The organism is Ruegeria sp. N7 (assembly GCF_056531345.1).
Genome location: NZ_JBQFLR010000001.1, coordinates 402,673 through 423,103 on the forward strand (window position 1 = coordinate 402,673; position 20,431 = coordinate 423,103).

The window sequence follows — 20,431 nt, forward strand, 5'->3', positions numbered from 1 at the left end:
ATCAAGAATCCCTCAACCGGGATCAAAGATCAAATCGCACCTCAGTATGAACGGCGTGTGACATCCAAACCAAATTTGAAATGGAAATCGCTTGCACGACGACGACGCCCCGCCTAGGGTCAAATCAACTCGAAAATCGGAGGGCGTTACGATGGCGCCCAAGCGTCCCAAAGGTGCGGGCGCGTTCCCGAAAGCGGTCGAAAGCCCCGCGCCGGCAAGACCCGATCCGGATGCCCTGTATGCGGCTCTGGATTTGGGAACAAATAGTTGCCGCATGTTGATAGCCCAGCCCAAGGGCAGCGGGTTTCATGTGGTTGATAGCTTCTCCAAGTCCGTGCAGCTGGGCGCGGGTCTGGAACGCACCGGACGTCTGTCGCGGGCGTCGATGGCACGCACCGTTCAGGCGCTGCGAATCTGTCAACAAAAGCTGAAGCGGAACAAAGTAAAACGGATGCGTCTGATCGCAACCGAGGCCTGCCGCCGCGCCAAGAATTCCCGCGAATTCATCCGACAGGTCAAACGCGAAACCGGGCTGACGCTTGAAATCATTCAACCCGAAGAAGAAGCCCGTTTGGCGGTGATCTCCTGCGCCCCGCTGGTGTCCACCAAGACCGAACAGCTGTTGGTTGTCGATATAGGCGGCGGTTCGACCGAGCTGGTCTGGATCGACATTTCGTCCGTCCCTCGCCGTGACCGCCCGGCTGCGATTATGCGTTTGCATAACGGATTTCACACGGTCGACAGCCCTTTTCCTGCCGCAAAAGTTGTGGACTGGATCAGCGTGCCGCTGGGTGTTGCCACGTTGCGGGATCAGTTCAATGACGTCGAAAACGACGCGGCACGGTTTGCGTTGATGAGCTGGTTTTTCGAAGAAAACCTGGCCGATTTCGCACCTTACAAAGATGAACAAACCCGTGAAGGTTTTCAGATCGTCGGCACCAGCGGAACTGTCACTACGGTTGCGGCATCGCATCTGGGCCTCAAGCGGTATGACCGGACCAAAGTTGACGGGCTGCGTATGACCAGTGACCAGATTGACAAAGTGATACGCGGGTATTTAGAACTCGGCCCTCATGGGCGCCGCCGGGATCCTCGGATTGGGGAAGACCGGCAGGCCCTGATCATGTCCGGCTCGGCCATTTTGCAGGCATTGTTGCGCTGTTGGCCCACTGATCGCCTTTCCGTGGCAGATCGGGGCCTGCGCGAGGGCCTGCTTTATGCGCAGATGAGCGCGGACGGGGTACTGGAAGACGGACCGTTCTGATGGCGAAGACACCAACTGGCAAAAACAACTCGGGGCGCGGGCAGCGTGACCTGAAGGTAAAGGTAAAGACCGCACGGGGTCGCAAGCTGAGTTCGACCCGTTGGCTCGAACGGCAGTTGAACGACCCCTATGTCAAGCGCGCCCAGACCGAAGGATACCGTGGGCGCGCCGCGTATAAGATCTTGGAACTTGACGACAAGTTCCGCTTTCTCGTTCCCGGAGCACGGGTTGTTGATCTGGGGTGCGCGCCTGGTGGCTGGTGCCAGGTTGCAGTCAAACGGGTAAACGCGCTTGGCGAAAAGTCAGGAAAACGGGTCGGAACGGTGCTGGGTATCGACTTGCAGGAAGTGGAACCGGTTGCGGGTGCCGATACCCATGTTCTGGACTTCATGGAGGATGACGCCGACCAGAAGGTCAAAGACTGGCTGGGTGGCAAGGCGGATGTGGTAATGTCGGATATGGCCGCGGCGTCCTCGGGTCACAAGCAGACCGACCATCTTCGGATCATTGCACTGTGTGAAACTGCGGCCCATTTTGCGTTTGACGTGCTGGAAGAAGGTGGCACATTCGTAGCCAAGGTTCTTGCCGGCGGTGCTGAAGGCGATTTGCAAAAACTTCTGAAGCAGAAATTTCAGAAAGTGGCGCATGTGAAACCGCCCGCATCCCGTTCGGACAGTTCGGAAAAATTCGTTGTGGCAACCGGATTTCGCGGCTGAACTTAATCTTCCAAACGGATACGGTTTCCGGTCAGACGTTGTTCGCGCAACGACGTGGCGGCCATACCCTGCAACATCAGTGTGTCCCCATGCGAAACATATACAGGCTCGCGATTGCGCAGCTCTTCAATGCGCTGCGCCAGCGTAGCGGGGTTCGTTCCGGTTGCTTTCTGTCTTGTTGACTCAGCGGACATGCATCACCTCAAAACAACAGTTCCGAAATGCTGTTAGCGTAAAATCTTGCCGTGAAGATGGAACAAATCGGGCAAGCCTGTGCCGGATCAGGGGCCCAGTTGTTGCAACAATTGCAGCAAAGCCGGGTCATCGGGCAACCTGATCAAGGCTTCGCGCAAGGCGATACGTGCGGCTTCCGGGCCGCTGTTGATCTGCGCCAGCTGTACCACCATGGGCCACGCTTCGGCGCGTTGAGGGTCCAGCGCGACAACCTCACGAAATGCCCGTTCGGCGGCCGAGGCGTTGCGCAGCGTCAACGCCATGCCCCCCAGAACCAGATGGGTTTCCGGGGCATCCAGCCTGTTCGAGATCGCCGCCTGCCACTCGGCCATCCCTTCCCCGGCCAAATCCTGTTGCTGAGATGTCAGAGCTTGAGGAGGAATACTCAGAAATTCCTTGGCGGCGGCTATGCGAACGTTGCGAAAAGGATCAGACAAAAGTGGCTCTAACCTTTGCGCACGATCCGTAGGGCTCGCCTGACGCTGCAAGGCTGCTGCATTTGCGCGTATCAGCGGATCGTCTTCCTGCAACAGTGGCGCTGTATGCGCGGCAACCTCGGGCGAGCCGAAGGGTTGCAGCAAATACGCCGCTGTTGCGCGCACGATAGCGGGTTGCGAGGGATCCATTGTGACAGCAATCAAACCCTCTGGCGAATTCAACTGACGATCGGCAGCAGCTCTGAATACCGTACCAAAATGCGCGCCCCTATTGTCTGTGTCAGGAAACCAGCCGTTGATCCGGCTGGCAGCCCAGGCCTGATCCTTATTCTGGTGGCAATCAGTGCAGGCATCAGTCCCTAATCCCAGATCCGGTCGCGGCACGCGAAAGCTGTGATCCCGGCGACCGTCCACACCCATATATGTGCGTTCGATCATGTGGCAGCTTTTGCACTGGGCGCCCGCGCTATCCATGACGTGATGATGGTGATTGGGTGTATCGTATTCCCTTTTCGCTAGCGTCGGGAAATCTGGGTTTCCGGCCGTGGAATGACATTGCGTGCAAATACCGTTGCCTTCGGCCTTCAACTGCGCGCTATGTGCCTCGTGGCAGTTCATGCATCCGACCCCTCGGGCATACATTTTGGATTGCAGGAATGAGCCGTAAACGTAGACCTCATCCAGTATCTGCCCGTCCGGATGATACGAACCGGGCCGCAACACAGCCAGGTTATAGGCATCATGATACAGGGTTCCCGGCAAAGGATTTCCGTTGCCATGCGCCTCGCGCCGCGAATGACATCCGGCACATTGCTGGATCTCGGCCTCGGTCTGGCCCTTGCCCCAGCTCATCGAGAAGCCTCTATCACTCAGCCCCCCGGCAACACCCTGCCCTTTGGTCCAATCGATATGTGCCGACCCCGGTCCATGGCAAGCTTCGCAGCCAACTCCAATCTCAGCCTGTCGGGAAGAGTATGTTCTGGATTGCGCGTCGTAGTTCTTTTCAAACCCTGTGGCGTGACATTCGGCGCAGCGCGCGTTCCAGTTCTTGTAAGGGCCCGTCCAGTGCAGCCCGTCTTCTGGCGGCAGATCCTGATCGGGGTATAAGTGATACCAGCGCTTCTGCTCGGTATCCCAGACCACATCAAAACTTTGCAACCGCCCCGGTTCGGTTTCAAACAGAAATTGTTGCAGAGGCGTAATCCCAACGACGGAATGCACATCATATGCCGTCGTCGCACCGTCTTTTTCAGTTACACGAGCTGTGAACCTGTCTGCCTGTTTAGTAAATTCAACCGTCATCCCGTTCTGCACGAACCGGGTTCCATCGAAATCGGCGACCAGATGGCCGTCGCCAACTTCCGTCCAGGCCAAGGCATGATGAGACGAAGCCCATGCCTCGGCCTCGCGTTGATGGCAGTCCGAACATTGATCCGACCCGACATATTCCAGTGACTGCGCCTGCCCTTCACTTGCGAGGGTTAAGCAAGCCGCCAGAATGGCAAATCTCATGCCATATCTCCTTCAGCGGCGTTCCGAAGGTCGATTAATGCGCCGTTGTATTCAGCGCCAAGGATCAGCATCGCAGAACACAGATACAGGAAGATCAGCGCAGCCATTGCCCCGGCCAAACCCGCATATGTGGCACTGTAGGTGGCGAACTGGCTGATATAGACTGAAAATGCCCATCCGCCAGCTGCCCACAAAACCAATGTCAGTATGACGCCGGGCAGGATCTGGGTCAGGCTGTGCCTGCGGGTTGGCAGGATTAGATGAGCCAGCAGGACGGTGCCTGCCGGAACGGCCACGGTAAACGTCCACCGCAGGCGATCTACGGACAGCCAGTCCGCTACCGGAGCTTCGGTATGCTCTGCCACCAGTTTCGTGTAGACCGGCAAGACCACCTCGACCGTTGCAATAACAAGGATTGCCGAACCGCCAAGGATAACCAGGATCAGACACAAAAGCCGGGTTTTCCAAAAAGGCCAACTGTCCTGATCGTGATAGGCCTGATTCATCGCGGCGCGTACTGCGGCAACCCCGTTGGAGGCAAAGTAGATCGCAAGTAAGCCACCCAGCGTAATCACACCCGACCCTGCCCCGGCCAGAACGGCACGCAATTCGGCCACGATAGGGTCCGCAACATCCTTGGGCCATGCCCCGAACAGCAGATCAATCAACTCGTCAGTGACATAGTCCTGCGACAATGCCCCGGCCAGCGCCACGGTGAACAACACAAAGGGAAACAGGGCCATCATCAGCGACATGGCGACGTGGCTGCTCATGACAGGTCCGTTTTTCCTGACGAACCGGCGAAGTGCCAGCCACAGTGCCTGAAGCGGGCGGCCAAACGGGGGAATCGTAGGCTTTGTCATCCTGCAACCCTAACCTGCCGAAATAAAACACAGAACCCGTCATCGGTATCAAAGTGACAAATGCCGATCTGCAAACGGCTGACTGCATTGCTAAAAACGGATTGCAGGTGCAGGATTGGGTAAAGCGGGGCGATCACCAGCCTGCGTAAGAACAGATAAACAGGATACTGAATGATCCCGGATCAGGAAGATTTCACGGCTCGCCCCAGGCTAAAACTGTCTGTTGTCCGCGACACCTGCATTATCGCGACGCTGATAGTGTTGGGGCTTTATGCCGGGGCGAACTTCCTGATCCCACTTGCCATGGCGCTGCTGGTCAATGTTCTGATCATTGCGCTGAGCGACCGCGTTACCGCGCTGTCCCGTGCTCCGGTCTGGTTGGCCAATATCGCCGGAGTGACCGTGGTTCTGGTGGGATTGTTCATGATCATGTACGTGCTGGGCAGTCAGGCAACGCAGTTTGCTCGGTCCGTCAGCACGTACGAAAACCAGTTCGACGGGGCGGTTGAGCGCATAACCGGTCTTGTCGGCAACGATGTCACCACTTTCATCCGCGACAATCTGGTCAGCATCGACATGACCTATGTCGCACGCCTGTTGCTGGGCAGCGCTACGTCCCTGCTAAACCAGTTCTTTCTGATCAGCCTCTATGTCGCGTTTCTGATGGCCGAGCGTCTGGCCTTTCGCAAGAAAATTCAACTTGCGGCTGGCGACCCCCAAACCGGCGCAGATTTTGCGACCATGCTTGATGCCATATCGATCAGCCTGCAACGATATGTTGGGGTAAAGACGCTGATCAGCCTGATCACAGCGGGCATCAGTTACTTTGTATTCAGGGTCCTTGGTTTGGAATATGCGGAAACCTGGGCCGTTTTGACCTTTGCTCTGAACTTCATTCCCTCGATCGGGTCGATCATAGCGGTGTTTTTCCCAGCCATGATCGCGCTTGTTCAGTTTGATACGATCGTTCCGTTTTTGATTATCTTATTTGGGTGCGGCACCCTTCAATTCCTGATCGGTAACTTCCTTGATCCGGCCATGCTGGGACGTTCGCTGAACATGTCGACATTCCTAGTTATTCTGGCATTGACCTTTTGGACAACTGTCTGGGGCCTGATCGGCGCTTTCCTGAGCGTGCCACTGACGGTCTGCATCCTGATCGTGTTCAGCCACATCCCTGCTTTACGCCCGGTCGCAATCATGATGTCTCTGGACGGCCAATTGGGCGAAGAGGACGGTCAGGCGCGTGCGAAAAACTGAACCAAGACGCAGCGTTGATTTAAGCTCGTCGGGCACCGTACACCGCGGCCAGCCTGTCCGCGAATATTGGACCGCATAGCGGTGTCGCGACCCGAAACCTCAGGTCTGACAACTGGCTATCAATGCGCCCCGATCCAGCAGTCGAACCCGGCCATACCCCAGTTCGATTAACCCCAAATCCACAAGCCGGTGAAGGTTCCTGTGCAAAGTCGGCTGCGATACAGCAATCATCGCCGCCAGATCGTCTTGCGAAACATCAATCCAGCCTTCGGTTTTTGAGGTCCCTTCGTCCAAGTGAAGCAACCTCAGGACCAGCCGCTTTTCCGTTCCCGTCACGGCCAGATTTGCCATGATGCGCAATGCGGTCCGCATATTCTCATGCGTTAACGCATAGAAATCCCGGATGTAGTCAGGATTGTTCTGAATCAACCGCGAGATGCTCAGGTTAGGGAAAAACAAGGCTTGAGTGGCTTGCGTCGTGACAACACTGACCAGACGCAGTGCACCTGCAAACAACGCAAGATCGCCGATCCAGAACCCAGCGCCATCGCGGTGCAAAACGAACTCCTGACCGTCATCCGCAGGGGCCGTTATCTGCACACCACCGCTGAGGATCGCGTAGATTCCATTTGCCGTATCACCGTAGTGGTACAGTGTCTCACCCGCCTCAACCAATTTCAGTATGCCAAGAGCTGCCAAATCGGCTTGAAACTCTGACGAGCGGTCACTGAACCATCCGGTGTTTCGTAATAGCTTCAGATTATTCATTTTGTCTCACATTTGTACTTTGAGATATAATCATATGATGAGTTTCCAACGCAAGAACTGACCTATGCTGAAAACGTTCGATTCCCAGGATCTGATATTTTCGACATGGGAATCAACACATTGCTGCCGTGTTGTTCATGCGTTTGAACGCCGGAGATTTAATTTTCCAAGGGTCACTAAGATCCTCTCAAATCAGGAGCAAACCATGTTACCTCCATGTTCGCTATCCGGCACCTGGCGCAGTAACTTGCGCCGACTTGCCGTGGTAACCGCCACATTGACACTGGCCATACCCGCCTGGGCGCAGGACCAGAAACCGAATATCCTTGTGATCTGGGGCGACGATGTCGGCCAGTCCAATATCTCGGCCTACACGCGGGGTCTGATGGGGTATCAGACACCCAATATCGACCGTATTGCCGAAGAAGGCATGATGTTCACGGATTACTACGGTGAACAGTCGTGCACGGCCGGGCGATCATCTTTCATCATGGGGCAATCCGTTTTCCGTACGGGCCTGTCCAAAGTTGGCCTGCCCGGCGCTGAGGAAGGCATGCAGATCGAAGACCCGACCATTGCAGGCCTTCTGAAAGCAGAAGGCTATGCCACAGGTCAGTTCGGAAAAAACCACCTGGGTGACCGGGATGAACATCTTCCAACAAACCACGGTTTTGACGAGTTTTTTGGCAATCTCTACCATCTCAACGCTGAGGAGGAGCCGGAAAACATTGACTATCCCAATGATGCTAATCTGCCCGATGGCAGAACCTTCCGACAAGCTTTCGGACCGCGTGGCGTGATCAAGTCGACAGCAGGTGGTGAGATCGAGGATACCGGCCCGCTGACCAAGAAGCGTATGGAAACAGTCGACGATGAAACCGCAGCGGCAGCGATTGAATTCATCCGCAAACAAGAGGAAAGCGGCACACCGTGGTTCGTCTGGTGGTCAGGCACCCGGATGCATTTCCGCACGCATGTTTCCGAAGAGAAATGGGCAAAAGCCAATGAAATCGTGGGCAAGCAGGTGGATGAGTATACGGCTGGCATGATCGAACACGACATGCATATCGGTGACTTCCTTACTGCGCTGGACGAGCTGGGCATCGCCGATAAAACCATCGTGTTTTATTCGACCGACAATGGTCCGCACATGAATACGTGGCCAGATGCCGCGATGACACCGTTCTGGGGTGAGAAAAACACCCAATGGGAAGGCGCATGGCGCGTACCCGCCATGGTTCGGTGGCCCGGCAAGATTGCCGAAGGCGCTGTGTCGAACGAGATCGTGCACCATATGGATTGGTTGCCAACATTCCTAGCGGCGGCTGGCAACGAAACCGTGAAAGAAGATCTTCTGGAAGGCGTCACCGTGGCCGAAGTTGGCGGCGGGCGTGACTACCGCGTGCATCTGGATGGCTACAACATCCTGCCGTTGCTGACCGGCGAAACAAATGAGAGCCCGCGCAGGGAAATCTTCTATTTCACCGACGATGGTGACCTTGCGGCACTGCGCTTCGGTGATTGGAAGATCACCTTCCTTGAACAAAAGGCATGGGCAACCTTGCGCGCCTGGATGGAGCCTCTGACCCCTCTGCGTGTGCCATTGATCGCCAACTTGCGACGCGACCCATACGAGCGTGGCTATCGCACATCGAACACCTACTATGACTGGATGCTCGACCGTGCCTACATGCTGGTACCTGCGCAAGCCTATGTCGCGCAGTTCCTTGAAACCTTCAAGGAGTACCCTCCCCGGCAAGAAGCCGCGAGCTTCAGCCTCGACAAGGTGATGGAGAAGTTGACGTCACCCCCGGGCGCACCGTGATGCTGGCCGTTTGATCCAAGACACGACAAAGCCGGAGTCCCGATACCGGGGCCCGGCGCTTCTCATTGGCAGTTGAAAATTGAGGAATAATCCGTGCGTCTGTTTTTGATATTGTGCAGTGTGCTAGGAGCGACGGTCGCCATCGCCGACCCCTTGCCCTCTTGGAACAATCTAGAATCCAAAGCGAAAATCGTTTCGTTTGTTGACGAGGTGACCGACCCTGCCTCAGCTCACTACGTGACGCCCGATGACCGGATCGCCGTATTCGACAATGACGGAACGCTTTGGGCCGAACAGCCCGTGTATTTCCAGTTTGTTTTTGCCATGGACCGACTGGCCGATCTGGCCGAGCGGGACCCGTCGATCCTGGCAACTCCTGCTTTGGAAGCTGCAGCAAAGGGTGATCTAGCGGCCGTTCTTGAAGGCGGGCATGAGGCGCTGATCGAAGTTGTCAACGCATCGCATTCTGGCACCAGCGTCGATGACTTTCAGGCAGGTGTTGCGCAGTGGCTGGAAACCGAACGCCACCCTGGCACCGGCCTGCCCTATGACCAGATGACCTATCAGCCGATGGTCGAGTTGCTGCGTTACTTGCGTGATGAGGGTTTCAAAACCTACATCGTATCCGGCGGCGGCATTCATTTCATGCGCGCCTTTGCCGAGGATGCATATGGTATCCCGCCGGAACAGATATTGGGGAGCTATGCAGACAGCACCTATAAGGTGATCGACGGCAACCCGACGATCATCAAGGCACCGGGGTTAGCCTTCATCGACGACAAGGAAGGCAAGCCGATCAACATCGAACGTACGATTGGCAGACGCCCGATTCTGGCCGCAGGCAACTCGGACGGAGATTTCGCTATGCTGGATTGGACAACGTCGGGTGATGGCCCGCGTTTGGGAATTCTGATCCACCACACGGACGCCGAACGCGAATGGGCCTATGACCGCGAAAGCCCAATAGGAAAGCTAGCAGACGGGCTGGATCAGGGTTCTGACAAGGGATGGATCATTGTCGATATGGCGCAAGACTGGTCACGCATCTACACTGGGGCAAACTGAACGGCCCGAAAGATGTAAGACCCCATGTGGACAGCGCTGGTATCTATCTTTGTATTCACGTTGTACGTGGCTGCATTTGTGTTTTCGATCCGAGCAGCACAAACCGCGCGAACACCGCAAGGTGCAGTTGGGTGGGTGGTCTTTCTGGTATCAGCACCTTTCCTGGCGGTGCCGTTGTATCTTTTTCTGGGACACCATCGCTTTCACGGATATCGCATCGCGCGCCAGAAAAGTGAGCGGGTTGTTGAAGGGATCAAAACCTTTGCCGATTACTCAAGGCCCGATCCCTCCACAATGTCCATCAATCCGCGCCCATTCGAGTTTCTGGCGCATCTTCCTGTGTCCAGCGGAAACGGTGCCCGGCTGCTGGTTGACGGGCACGCCACATTCGACGCCATTTTCGACGCCATCGACAAGGCCAAGAACTATATCCTCATTCAGTTCTACATCATCAGAGACGACGCACTGGGCCGCAAACTGCAATCCAAGCTGATCGAGGCGACGAAACGTGGGGTTCACGTCCGTTTCATGACCGATGCAGTCGGCAGTTATGGTTTGCCGCGCGCGTATCTGGATACCATGCGTGAAGCCGGGATTGATGTCGCCGACCCTCGTCAACAACGCGGCCCGAATTTTCGGTTTCAGCTGAATTACCGAAACCACCGCAAAACCGTCATTATCGATGGCGAGACAGGCTTTATCGGTGGGCACAATGTAGGCGAGGAATATCTGGGCAAACACCCGCATTTCGGCCACTGGCGCGACACTCACATCATGATGTCCGGTCATGTCGTCCGGCAATTGCAGCTTATCTTCACCGAAGACTGGCATTGGGCACATAACGAAGACCTGATCGATGAACTTGACTGGGCGGGCAGTGAATCCGAACAGAACATGAATGCCCTGCTGGTTGCGACCGGGCCCGGAGACGAAACCGAAACTGGCGCCATGATGTTCTTTGCGGCAATCGCCGAGGCAAAAGAACGGTTGTGGATTGCGTCGCCTTACTTCGTACCCGACATCGATGTCATGACAGCCCTGCAACATGCCGCGATGCGCGGTGTGGATGTACGCATCCTTGTTCCTGACATGATCGACCATCGCCTGCCCTGGCTGGCCGCGTTTGCCTATTTCGATGAAATCCGCGACTGCGGCGTACGCGTGTTCCGCTATACCGGTGGGTTCATGCATCAAAAGGCGTTCGTTGTTGACGAGACGCTGGCCGCTGTTGGAACAACAAACCTCGACAACCGATCCTTCCGCCTCAACTTCGAAGCAATGGCGCTGTTCTTTGATGCCCGGGCTGCGCAGGCCGTCGACCAGATGCTACAAGAAGATTTCGAATCTAGCTACGAACTGACCCGCAGGTTGCGTCAACAACCGGCCCACATCCGCTTTGGTGCGCCGCTGGCGCGGTTGTTTGCACCGATCCTTTAGGAAAAGAACTTCTCCTGAAAAACGCGTGTCATCAGTGCGACCAGATACGCGGTCGACAATCCAAACGCCAACAGCCCGGTGACCGAGGCAAACGAGCCGAAGATGCGCAGCCCTTCACCCAAAACGATGTCGCCGTATCCGAGCGTCGTAAACGTCACCAAAGAGAAATAGATGGCCGAGTTCCAGTCCGGCAGCACATTCAGCAATACCCAGACGATAGCCCAGATCCAGACCTGAATGGTATGCGTCGCGATAATGAACCCCAGGGCAACAGAAATCGGCCCCGCCGTTGCCACAAACACCCCGCGTGTGACCCATTTTTTGTCCATCTTGATAATGAATATCGTGCACCAGGTCAGAAAGAGAATCTCGATCAGGATGCAAATACCCAGAAAGGTACTGCCCCAAACGATCTGATGCAGCAACGTCATGTATTCTCACCCTGAATTTCGACCATGGATTGCCCGGGCACAATGACCTTTAGAACCACAAGGCACAACCCCGCCGCCAGATGAAGTAGCCTGCGGCGAAAGGAACCGGAGTAAGGTCTGCACTGGACAGTTGGGAAGTCCGACGCACATCCTGTGCAAAAAGGGCGCTTCATGCTGTTGATCATCGACCGAGTTCAAAAGACTTATCCCGGCGGGCGGCCCGTTCTGCGCGATGTGTCTCTGACACTGGATCAGGGACAAACGCTTGCACTGACCGGTGAAAGCGGCAGCGGAAAAAGCACCTTGTTGAACCTGGCAGCCGCCCTGGACGATTTCGACGGGGGCGAGATCACGCTGGATGGCACGCCACTGTCCCCGTTGGACGATGCCGGGCGGGCCGGGTTGCGGCGCAGTAAGGTTTCGTTGGTGTTCCAGCAGTTCAACCTCATCCCATCGCTGACCGTGGGGCAAAACCTGTCCTTTCATGCCCGCCTTGCAGGTACCGAGGATGTCAATTGGTCCGGGCAACTGGCCGAACGGCTTGGGCTTTTGGATCTGCTGGACCGCTACCCTGAAAGCTTGTCGGGCGGACAGCAGCAGCGGGTGGCCATCGGACGCGCCATGGCAGCGCGCCCGAAACTGTTGCTGGCGGACGAGCCGACGGGCAATCTTGACGAAACCGCCAGAGCCAAAGTGCTGGACCTGATGCTGTCACTTGTGTCTGATACTGGCGCAGCTTTGCTGCTGGTGACGCATTCCCCGCAGATCGCGGCCCGTCTGGACACGCACCTACGCCTGAGCGGCGGGTGCATCCAATGACATTGGCCGTCGTCCAGGCCCTGCTGTCCCATTGGCGGGTGCACCGGTTGCAACTGGCAACACTGCTAATCGGTATCGCCTTGGCAACTGGTTTGTGGTCCGCTGTTCAGGCCATCAACGCCGAGGCCCGCGCCAGCTATTCCCGTGCCAACGCCCAGCTGGCACTTGGGCAGTTTGACGAGTTGCGCGATCCAGCCGGTTTCATCCCCATGTCCCGCTATGTCGATCTGCGTCGCGCGGGATGGCAGGTGGCCGCCGTACTGGAAGGCCCTTATCGGGTCGCTGGACGTACGTTGCGTTTGATGGGCGTGGATATGGTGGCCTATCGCGCCTTGCCCGCAATTACCGAGGCCCAGCAAAGCGGTGCGCCGCCCGGCCCGGCGGACATATTGACTGCTCCGGGCCGCCTGCTGGTTTCGACGGAGTTGGAGCCCTTGTTGCGCGATCAGGGCACTCTGCCCCCGGTTCTCAGTACCTCAGCGCTGCCGCCGGATGTGATCCTGACGGATATCGGCGTTGCCGAACGTCTTCTGAATCAGCCCGGTTCAGTCTCGCGGCTCATTATTCTGCCCGATCAACCCCGCAGGCTTCAGACCCTGACCACGATCGCGCCAGAGCTGGAACGCATCAGCCCGTCACAAAAGATCGACACTGCTCGACTGACCGACAGTTTCCACCTGAACCTGTCAGCCTTTGGATTGCTGTCCTTCGCGGTCGGCCTTTTTATCGTGAACGGCACAGTCGGGCTGGCATTTGCGCAACGCAGGGGCATTATCCGCACGCTGCGGGCACTGGGCGCCTCGATGCGATTACTGGTCTGGCTGATCCTTGCCGAGCTGACATTTCTGGCCTTGATCGGTGGGCTCGTCGGGTTGCTTTTGGGCTTCTTTCTGGCCGGAGCACTTCTGCCCGATGTCGCGGCCACGTTGCGTGGCCTTTACGGCGCACCGGTAACAGGGCAACTGACGCTGCAACCGGAATGGGTTCTGGCTGGGATTGCCATGGCAGTCTTTGGCACATTGCTGGCCAGCGGCCACGCATTGTGGCGCCTGTCGCGTATGCCCCTGCTGACAAGTCCGGGCGTTCAAGCGTGGCGGGGCGACCCCCGCGCGCGCAATCTTGCAGCGGCATTCGGATTGGTGATGATCCTGGGTGGCGGTTTGGCCTATGTCAGTTTCGGGGGGCTGATCGCCGGGTTTGCCCTGTTGGCTGGCTTGCTGACCGGTGCAGCGCTGGTGCTGCCTGCGCTTTTGTCAGTAATGCTTTCATTCTGCGCCAGCACAGCGCGGGGGCCTGTTGCCCAATGGATCTGGGCGGATATGCGGGCACAACTGCCCGGATTGTCACTTGCCCTGATGGCCCTGTTGCTGGCTTTGGCAGCGAATGTCGGCGTAGGCACGATGGTGTCCAGCTTCCGGCTGACATTCGTCGGGTGGCTTGACCAGCGCCTGACGTCAGAACTCTACCTGACAGCCAGCGACGACGATCAGGGGCAGGAGATTACCGACTGGCTGCGCCCTCAGGTCGAAGCCATTCTGCCAATCCGAAATGTGGAATTGTCGCACGAAACGGGGCCTCTGTTTCTTTACGGTGTCGTGGATGATCCGGTCTATCGGCAGAACTGGCCAGTGATCACCTCAACGCCGAATGCATGGGATGACGTCATGGCCGGGCGTGCGGTTCTGATCAACGAGCAACTGGCCCGGCGTGCCGATCTCTGGCCCGGCGGTGCTTTGGCCTTATCGCCGGACCACATCCTGACCATCGCCGGGGTCTATTCGGATTATGGGAATCCTACCGGGCAAGCCATCGTCTCGATGGACCAACTGAACCGGATCGCTCCGGGTACGGAGGCCCGCCGCTTTGGCATTCGTCTAAACCCCGAAAACGCAACCGAAATGGCGCAAACCTTAAGGGAACGGTTCAACCTTCCACGTCAGTCTGTCGTACAGCAAGCTGCAATGAAGGCGCAGTCGTTGTCGATATTTGAGAAGACTTTTGTCGTGACCTCGGCCTTGAATGTGCTGACCCTCGGCGTGGCGGGATTTGCCATTCTCACCAGTCTGCTGACCCTGTGGACCCAGCGCCTGCCACAGATCGCACCGGTCTGGGCGCTGGGGCTGAACAGGGCGCAACTTGCAGGGCTGGAACTGTTGCGCAGCCTATTGCTGGCGGCATTGACCGCCTGTCTGGCGTTGCCACTTGGGCTTGTTCTGGCATGGGTTCTGCTGACGGTGATCAACGTTCAGGCTTTTGGTTGGCGCCTGCCGATGTTCGTCTTCCCCTGGGATTGGCTGTGGCTGTTTCTACTGACCCTTCTTGCTGCCCTGCTTGCCGCCGCCCTGCCCGCGCTACGGATGCTGCGCCTGCCACCCGCCGATCTGCTGAGAGTGTTCGCCAATGAACGTTAGGACCCTCCTGTTCCTTCTTATGTGGCTCTACCCGATACCGCTTTGGGCGCAGGGCTACGCAGGTCTCGGCGGGTCGGCCGAAGGCTTTGACGTGCCAGTAGCCGGGTATGAGTTTGATTTCCCAAGAGACTACGGCCCCCACCCGGCCTACCGCATCGAATGGTGGTATCTGACCGCCAATCTCCAAGGGGACGACGGTCTGGACTATGGCATTCAATGGACCCTGTTCCGGTCAGCCCTAAAACCCTATGACAATGACGGATGGCAAAGCCCGCAACTTTGGATGGGTCATGCTGCTGTTACGACCCCCAAGGCTCATTTTTTCACCGAGCGATTGTCACGCGGGGGGATTGGCCAGGCCGGTGTAACTGCACAACCGTTTGAGGCCTGGATTGATGAATGGCGCATGGCCGGATCGGATCTGGACAGCCTGTCGCTGACGGCAAATGGTAAAGACTTCGGCTATGACCTTTCGCTGACTGCGCAAGGGCCATTGGTTCTTCACGGAGACGCGGGCTATTCGGTCAAATCTTCTGATGGGCAGGCAAGTTACTATTACTCGCAGCCCTTCTATTCTGTCGAAGGCGTGCTGCATTTGCCGGATAGTGAAGTCCGTGTAACCGGTCAGGGCTGGCTGGATCGGGAATGGTCCTCACAACCCTTGGCGGCAGATCAGAGGGGTTGGGATTGGTTCTCGCTCAGTTTTGAGGGCGGCGATAAGTTGATGGCTTTTCGCCTGCGCGGGGACCGAGGCGACTTCACTTCGGCCACCTGGATCAATTCAGACGGCAGTACTGAGGCCATCCCCAAAGGCTCAATCAGCCTTTTGCCGCTGAGTACCAACGAGGTTGCCGGGCGTGACATCCCGACACACTGGCAAGTCGATCTTGTGGACCGGGGCATAGATATTCAGGTCTCAGCCCTGACACCTGATGCGTGGATGGGTACCAGTTTCGAATACTGGGAAGGCCCTGTCACCGTAACCGGCAGCCATGAAGGCGTTGGCTATCTTGAGATGACAGGCTACTGAACCCACCCGATATTTGTTCACGACCAGCGACGCGATCTTTTGCGCGCTGGAAAATCAGTCAGCGAACGACATACACCGAGACGTTGGAATGCCGCACCACTCGCGCGGCATTCGGGCCAAGCAGGTAGTCCTTAAAATCCGGCTTATGCGCGCCGATCACAATCAGATCGGAACCGGCGCTTTCGGCGGTTTTCAGAATCTCCTGATAGGCTGTGCCTGTCGCAACGACATGGCGGATGCTTTCATTGCGCTCGGCCCCCAATGCCGAAATACACAGCGCCGTCAGTTTGGCCTGCGCCTCAGCCAACGCCTTGTCGTGAAAATCGGATTCAAAGAACCCGGACACCCAGCTTTCTCCGAAATCGGGCAACACAGTCACAACATCCAACTGTGCCCCTTCCAGATCCGCCAAAGCAGCGGCTTTTTGCAGGACCGGAGCATCAATCTCGCCATTGCTGATATCAATGGCACACAGAACAGAACGTGTCATGCGGGCACCCCTTGTCTGGCGGCACGGCCGCGTTGCAGGAACGCGATGAGACCCAAAAGGATCATCGCTGGGATATACACAAGCTGCTTGGGCAGCTGGTCGGACGGTAAGCTGACCGAGGCCAGGCGTACGGGTTCATCGCCATAGTAGTCGAAGATGCCCAGATCGTCGGCCACCGGCGTGCCGAACAGCGGCTCGTCAAGCTTGATCAGTCCGTCCTCGGGGACCAGCAGCAAGCCCATCGCCTCGACTCGCGCGGCCCCTCCTTCTTCGTCGCCCACAGTGACAACAACGGTTGTATCCACCATCTCGAGCGTATCGAAATCGGGGCCCGCGACGACCAGGCGGACATCTGTTCCCGGCCGTGTCTGACCAATGGTTTCTTCGAATGCAGCAGGTTCAACCGATTTGAACGGAGGCGAGATGCGATCCATGAAATAGTCCGGTCGGAACAGGGCAAATGCCACCAGAACGAGCGCGACACTTTCATAGATACGGCTGCGGGTCAGGAAATACCCCATCGTACCCGCCGTGAAGACCAGAATCGCTATGGTCGCGAAAACGGCCACCGTGATCCCTTCAAGCCATGTAACGTCGATCAAAAGAAGATCAGTGTTGAAGATGAACACAAAAGGCAGTGCCACGGTGCGCAGGCTGTAGAAGAACGCCGTGAAACCGGTTTTGATCGCATCGCCGCCGGACACAGCCGCCGCCGCGAAGCTTGCAAGCCCAACAGGCGGTGTAACATCGGCCATAATCCCGAAGTAAAACACAAACAGGTGCACAGCGATCAACGGTACAATCAGCCCGCTTTGCGCGCCCAGTTCAACGACTACCCCGGCCATCAACGAGCTGACTACGATATAATTCGCCGTGGTCGGCAGACCCATGCCCAGAATCAGGCTGAGCAGCCCAACCATGACCAGCATAAGGATAAGATTGCCGCCTGAAAGGAACTCGACCAGGTCAGCCATTACCTGACCAACACCCGTCAAAGTCACTGTGCCGACGATCACGCCCGCAGTGGCAGTTGCCAGCGCGATACCGATCATGTTCCGTGCACCATCAATCAACCCCTGCCACAGGTCAGCGACGCCATCGACAAAGGTGTTCTTGAGATTGCTCTGCCCCCGGAAAAGAGCCTTGAGCGGTTTCTGCGTCAGCAGGATTACGAACAGCAAAGCGGTCGCCCAGAACGCCGACAGTCCAGGCGATTTCTGTTCGATCATCAGGAAGTAAACCAGAACGATGATCGGCAGCAGGTAATGCAAACCTGCCTTATAAATATCAGCGATAACAGGAAGCGTGACCTCTTTTGCATTCGGGTCGTCCGGCTCAAGGTCCGGCACCTGAGCGGCCAGATAGAGCAATCCGACATAAACCGCGCAGACGATCAAGCTCAGCACCAGGCCTGCCGCAGACGGTACCCAGCTTGTTACAGCATCGACCGGGAATTGCGAGCCGTAACAAAGCCCTGCAAACAACAGGAAGAAAGCCAACATACCCACAACGGTTCGCGCCAGATGCACGTCACGGTCGCCCAAAGTCGGCATGTTTCGCTTCACAGCTTCCAAATGCACGATATAGACCAGCGCGATGTAAGAAATCGCCGCAGGGAGGAAGGCGTGGGTGATCACCTCGACATATGAGATGCCCACATATTCCACCATCAGGAAGGCAGCCGCGCCCATCACAGGTGGCATGATCTGACCGTTGACCGATGAGGCCACTTCGACCGATCCGGCCTGTTCACTGCTAAAGCCCACACGCTTCATCAGCGGAATGGTAAATGTTCCGGTCGTCACAACGTTGGCAATCGACGAGCCCGAGATCAGGCCGGTTGCAGCAGAACCAACAACGGCCGCCTTTGCCGGACCACCGCGCAGATGCCCGAGCGCACCAAAGGCCATCTTGATGAAATAGTTCCCTGCCCCGGCTTTATCGAGTAACGCGCCAAACAGCACGAACAGGAACACAAACTTCGTGGAAACGCCCAATGCGATGCCAAACACGCCTTCTGACGTGATCCACATGTGGCTCATCGCCTTTTTCAGGCTTGCACCCTTCCAGCGGATCACTTCCGGCACCCATTCAGATGCGCCAAAGAAGACATAGGCCAAAAAGATCGTCGCGATAATTGCCATGGCCGGGCCAAGCGCGCGTCGCGCGGCCTCGAACAGTAGCACCAAGCCAAGCAACGCGACCCATTTGTCCGTATCGTCGGCCAAACCGCCCGCATTTACGATCTTGTCATAGAAAAAATAGCCATACAGCGCGACGAACGCACCGACCAAGCCCATGATCCAATCCTGAACCGGAATATAGCCGCGCGGGCTGGACTTTAGTGCCGGATAAGCTGCAAAGGCCAGAAACAGAGCGAAGGCAAGATGGAATTGCCGCGCATTGTTTACCACGCTACCTGGCAACACGTAGTTTGCGAGCGGCGACGCCAGGATAACCTGAAAAATCGACCAGATCGCGGCTACAATCGCCAGGAAGACACCTACATTCCCGACCGGATTACGCCCGCCCGCGTCGGATGATGCGACCAGATCCTGAAGCTCTTCTTCGGAAAGCGGACGATTGGATTGAGTGTCGGAATTCATCAAATGTCTCCCCGTCGCGGCCATTTTTGACCTTCTAACTCACCTGCTTGGTACAGGCGTTGTGCAGGGCGCCCTAAAAAGCGCCCTGCTTCAGGTCTGGTTTACTGAATCCAGCCTTTTTCTTTGTAATACTTCTCGGCCCCCGGATGCAGCGGCGCCGACAGGCCGTCCGCGATCATTTCTTCGGGCTTGAGGTTGGCAAACGCCGGGTGCAGTTTTTTGAAGTCTTCAAAGTTTTCAAAGACCGAGCTGACCACCGCATATACCGCGTCGTCCGACACATCTGCCGAAGTCACAAAAGTCGCACCTACGCCAAACGTCTGGGTGTCGCCGTCAGAACCACGGTACATGCCACCGGGGATGGTTGCAGTACGGTAGAACGAATTGTCGTTGACCAGCTTGTCCACGGCTTCACCGCTGACATTCACCAGAACCGAGTCACAGGCTGTGGTGGCTTCCTGGATCGAACCAGACGGGTGACCAACGGTATAAACCATAGCATCGATCTGGTTGTCGCACAGGGCAGCCGATTGTTCAGCCGCTTTCAGCTCTGTCGCCAGTTCGAAATCATCGGTTGACCAGCCCATTTCGCTCAGAAGAACTTCCATGGTGCCCCGCTGACCGGAACCGGGGTTCCCGATGTTCACGCGCTTGCCTTTCAGGTCTTCAAAGTTTGTGATGCCTGCATCGGCGCGGGCCACAACGGTAAAGGGCTCGGGGTGGACCGAGAAGACGGCGCGCAGGTTTTCGAAAGGACCGGCCTCTTCAAATTTCGAGGTGCCGTTATACGCGTGATACTGCCAGTCGGACTGGGCAACACCGAATTCCAGCTCGCCTTCGCGAATTGTGTTGATGTTGTAGACCGAGCCACCGGTCGATTCGACCGAGCAGCGGACACCGTGTTCCTTCCGGCCCTTGTTTACCAGACGGCAGATCGCGCCACCTGTCGGATAGTAAACACCGGTCACGCCGCCGGTACCGATTGTAATGAACTCTTCGGCATACGCCGCCGGAGCCAACATGGCTGCGGTTACAAACGCGCCGAGGCTCAATTTGCTGCTGTTTCTCATTTCAATACTCCCACATTTTTTGTCTGGCAGTTGGAATTCAAATCGATCATCTGCCCATAAAACTGTGCCGATAACGATAATCGGCCCGCCTTACAGCAGGTGCAACCTGTTGAATTTTCCAGTTTCTCCCAACCCCTTTGAGGGTTCATTCAGATACTATCAATGTCAAGGCCAGCGCCAGCCTGACTCGCAT

Annotated in this window: 17 protein-coding genes; 9 read left to right on the forward strand and 8 right to left on the reverse strand. The window is 56.8% G+C overall.

Features of this window, described 5'->3' with window-relative positions; all coding sequences use genetic code 11:
• The first annotated feature begins 151 nt into the window (after positions 1–151).
• Together ACR0ES_RS02005 and ACR0ES_RS02010 are read left to right on the forward strand one after the other, a co-directional pair.
• A complete protein-coding gene (locus ACR0ES_RS02005; RefSeq protein ID WP_209503859.1) occupies positions 152–1,264 on the forward strand; it encodes a Ppx/GppA phosphatase family protein in 1,113 nt (370 codons plus the stop codon).
• The gene (locus ACR0ES_RS02010; RefSeq protein ID WP_209503858.1) at positions 1,264–1,980 is read left to right on the forward strand and encodes an RlmE family RNA methyltransferase; all 717 of its coding nucleotides are present in this window, start codon (positions 1,264–1,266) and stop codon (positions 1,978–1,980) included. Before ACR0ES_RS02005 ends, ACR0ES_RS02010 begins: the two co-directional genes overlap by 1 nt.
• A gap of 2 nt (positions 1,981–1,982) precedes the next feature.
• Here the strand turns inward: ACR0ES_RS02010 and ACR0ES_RS02015 are convergent, their stop codons facing one another.
• The 3 genes from ACR0ES_RS02015 to ACR0ES_RS02025 form a co-directional block, all read right to left on the reverse strand.
• Positions 1,983–2,174: a hypothetical protein gene (locus ACR0ES_RS02015; RefSeq protein WP_480869319.1), complete on the reverse strand. Its 192-nt coding sequence runs from the start codon at positions 2,172–2,174 to the stop codon at positions 1,983–1,985.
• An 87-nt stretch (positions 2,175–2,261) separates the two neighbouring features.
• On the reverse strand, positions 2,262–4,163 hold the full coding sequence (locus tag ACR0ES_RS02020; protein ID WP_480869321.1) for a tetratricopeptide repeat protein: 1,902 nt from the start codon (positions 4,161–4,163) through the stop codon (positions 2,262–2,264).
• Positions 4,160–5,026 (reverse strand): YihY/virulence factor BrkB family protein, encoded by an 867-nt coding sequence (locus tag ACR0ES_RS02025; protein ID WP_480869322.1) that lies wholly within the window; start codon positions 5,024–5,026, stop codon positions 4,160–4,162. Before ACR0ES_RS02025 ends, ACR0ES_RS02020 begins: the two co-directional genes overlap by 4 nt.
• Before the next feature lie 171 nt (positions 5,027–5,197).
• Between ACR0ES_RS02025 and ACR0ES_RS02030 the strand changes: the two genes are divergently transcribed.
• Entirely contained in the window at positions 5,198–6,286 is a 1,089-nt protein-coding gene (locus tag ACR0ES_RS02030; RefSeq protein ID WP_480869324.1) for an AI-2E family transporter, read from the forward strand.
• A gap of 99 nt (positions 6,287–6,385) precedes the next feature.
• Here the strand turns inward: ACR0ES_RS02030 and ACR0ES_RS02035 are convergent, their stop codons facing one another.
• Positions 6,386–7,054: a Crp/Fnr family transcriptional regulator gene (locus ACR0ES_RS02035; protein WP_480564661.1), complete on the reverse strand. Its 669-nt coding sequence runs from the start codon at positions 7,052–7,054 to the stop codon at positions 6,386–6,388.
• 205 nt (positions 7,055–7,259) lie between these two features.
• Between ACR0ES_RS02035 and ACR0ES_RS02040 the strand changes: the two genes are divergently transcribed.
• From ACR0ES_RS02040 to cls, 3 genes are all read left to right on the forward strand, one after another.
• On the forward strand, positions 7,260–8,879 hold the full coding sequence (locus ACR0ES_RS02040; RefSeq protein WP_480772733.1) for an arylsulfatase: 1,620 nt from the start codon (positions 7,260–7,262) through the stop codon (positions 8,877–8,879).
• A gap of 93 nt (positions 8,880–8,972) precedes the next feature.
• Entirely contained in the window at positions 8,973–9,944 is a 972-nt protein-coding gene (locus ACR0ES_RS02045) for an HAD family hydrolase (protein ID WP_480485564.1), read from the forward strand.
• Positions 9,945–9,968: 24 nt separating this feature from the next.
• Positions 9,969–11,381, forward strand: coding sequence for a cardiolipin synthase (gene cls / locus ACR0ES_RS02050; protein ID WP_480772734.1), 1,413 nt, complete (start codon positions 9,969–9,971; stop codon positions 11,379–11,381).
• Here the strand turns inward: cls and ACR0ES_RS02055 are convergent.
• The gene (locus tag ACR0ES_RS02055; protein ID WP_267366422.1) at positions 11,378–11,812 is read right to left on the reverse strand and encodes an ion channel; all 435 of its coding nucleotides are present in this window, start codon (positions 11,810–11,812) and stop codon (positions 11,378–11,380) included. The genes cls and ACR0ES_RS02055 overlap by 4 nt on opposite strands.
• Positions 11,813–11,983: 171 nt before the next feature.
• On the opposite strand from ACR0ES_RS02055, the gene ACR0ES_RS02060 reads away from it, so the two are divergent.
• The 3 genes from ACR0ES_RS02060 to ACR0ES_RS02070 are packed head-to-tail and all read left to right on the forward strand — an operon-like array spanning position 11,984 to position 16,072.
• Positions 11,984–12,631, forward strand: coding sequence for an ABC transporter ATP-binding protein (locus ACR0ES_RS02060; RefSeq protein ID WP_480772735.1), 648 nt, complete (start codon positions 11,984–11,986; stop codon positions 12,629–12,631).
• On the forward strand, positions 12,628–15,042 hold the full coding sequence (locus ACR0ES_RS02065; RefSeq protein ID WP_480772736.1) for an FtsX-like permease family protein: 2,415 nt from the start codon (positions 12,628–12,630) through the stop codon (positions 15,040–15,042). Before ACR0ES_RS02060 ends, ACR0ES_RS02065 begins: the two co-directional genes overlap by 4 nt.
• Complete coding sequence (locus ACR0ES_RS02070; RefSeq protein ID WP_480772737.1) at positions 15,032–16,072, forward strand: lipocalin-like domain-containing protein; 1,041 nt, start codon at positions 15,032–15,034, stop codon at positions 16,070–16,072. The genes ACR0ES_RS02065 and ACR0ES_RS02070 overlap by 11 nt, the downstream gene beginning before the upstream one ends.
• A 58-nt stretch (positions 16,073–16,130) precedes the next feature.
• Here ACR0ES_RS02070 and ACR0ES_RS02075 read toward each other — a convergent pair whose 3' ends face one another.
• The 3 genes from ACR0ES_RS02075 to ACR0ES_RS02085 form a co-directional block, all read right to left on the reverse strand.
• Complete coding sequence (locus ACR0ES_RS02075; RefSeq protein WP_267364463.1) at positions 16,131–16,562, reverse strand: universal stress protein; 432 nt, start codon at positions 16,560–16,562, stop codon at positions 16,131–16,133.
• Positions 16,559–19,168 (reverse strand): TRAP transporter permease, encoded by a 2,610-nt coding sequence (locus tag ACR0ES_RS02080; RefSeq protein ID WP_480869326.1) that lies wholly within the window; start codon positions 19,166–19,168, stop codon positions 16,559–16,561. Before ACR0ES_RS02080 ends, ACR0ES_RS02075 begins: the two co-directional genes overlap by 4 nt.
• A 101-nt stretch (positions 19,169–19,269) precedes the next feature.
• Entirely contained in the window at positions 19,270–20,238 is a 969-nt protein-coding gene (locus tag ACR0ES_RS02085; protein WP_480564643.1) for a TAXI family TRAP transporter solute-binding subunit, read from the reverse strand.
• Positions 20,239–20,431 lie beyond the last annotated feature (193 nt).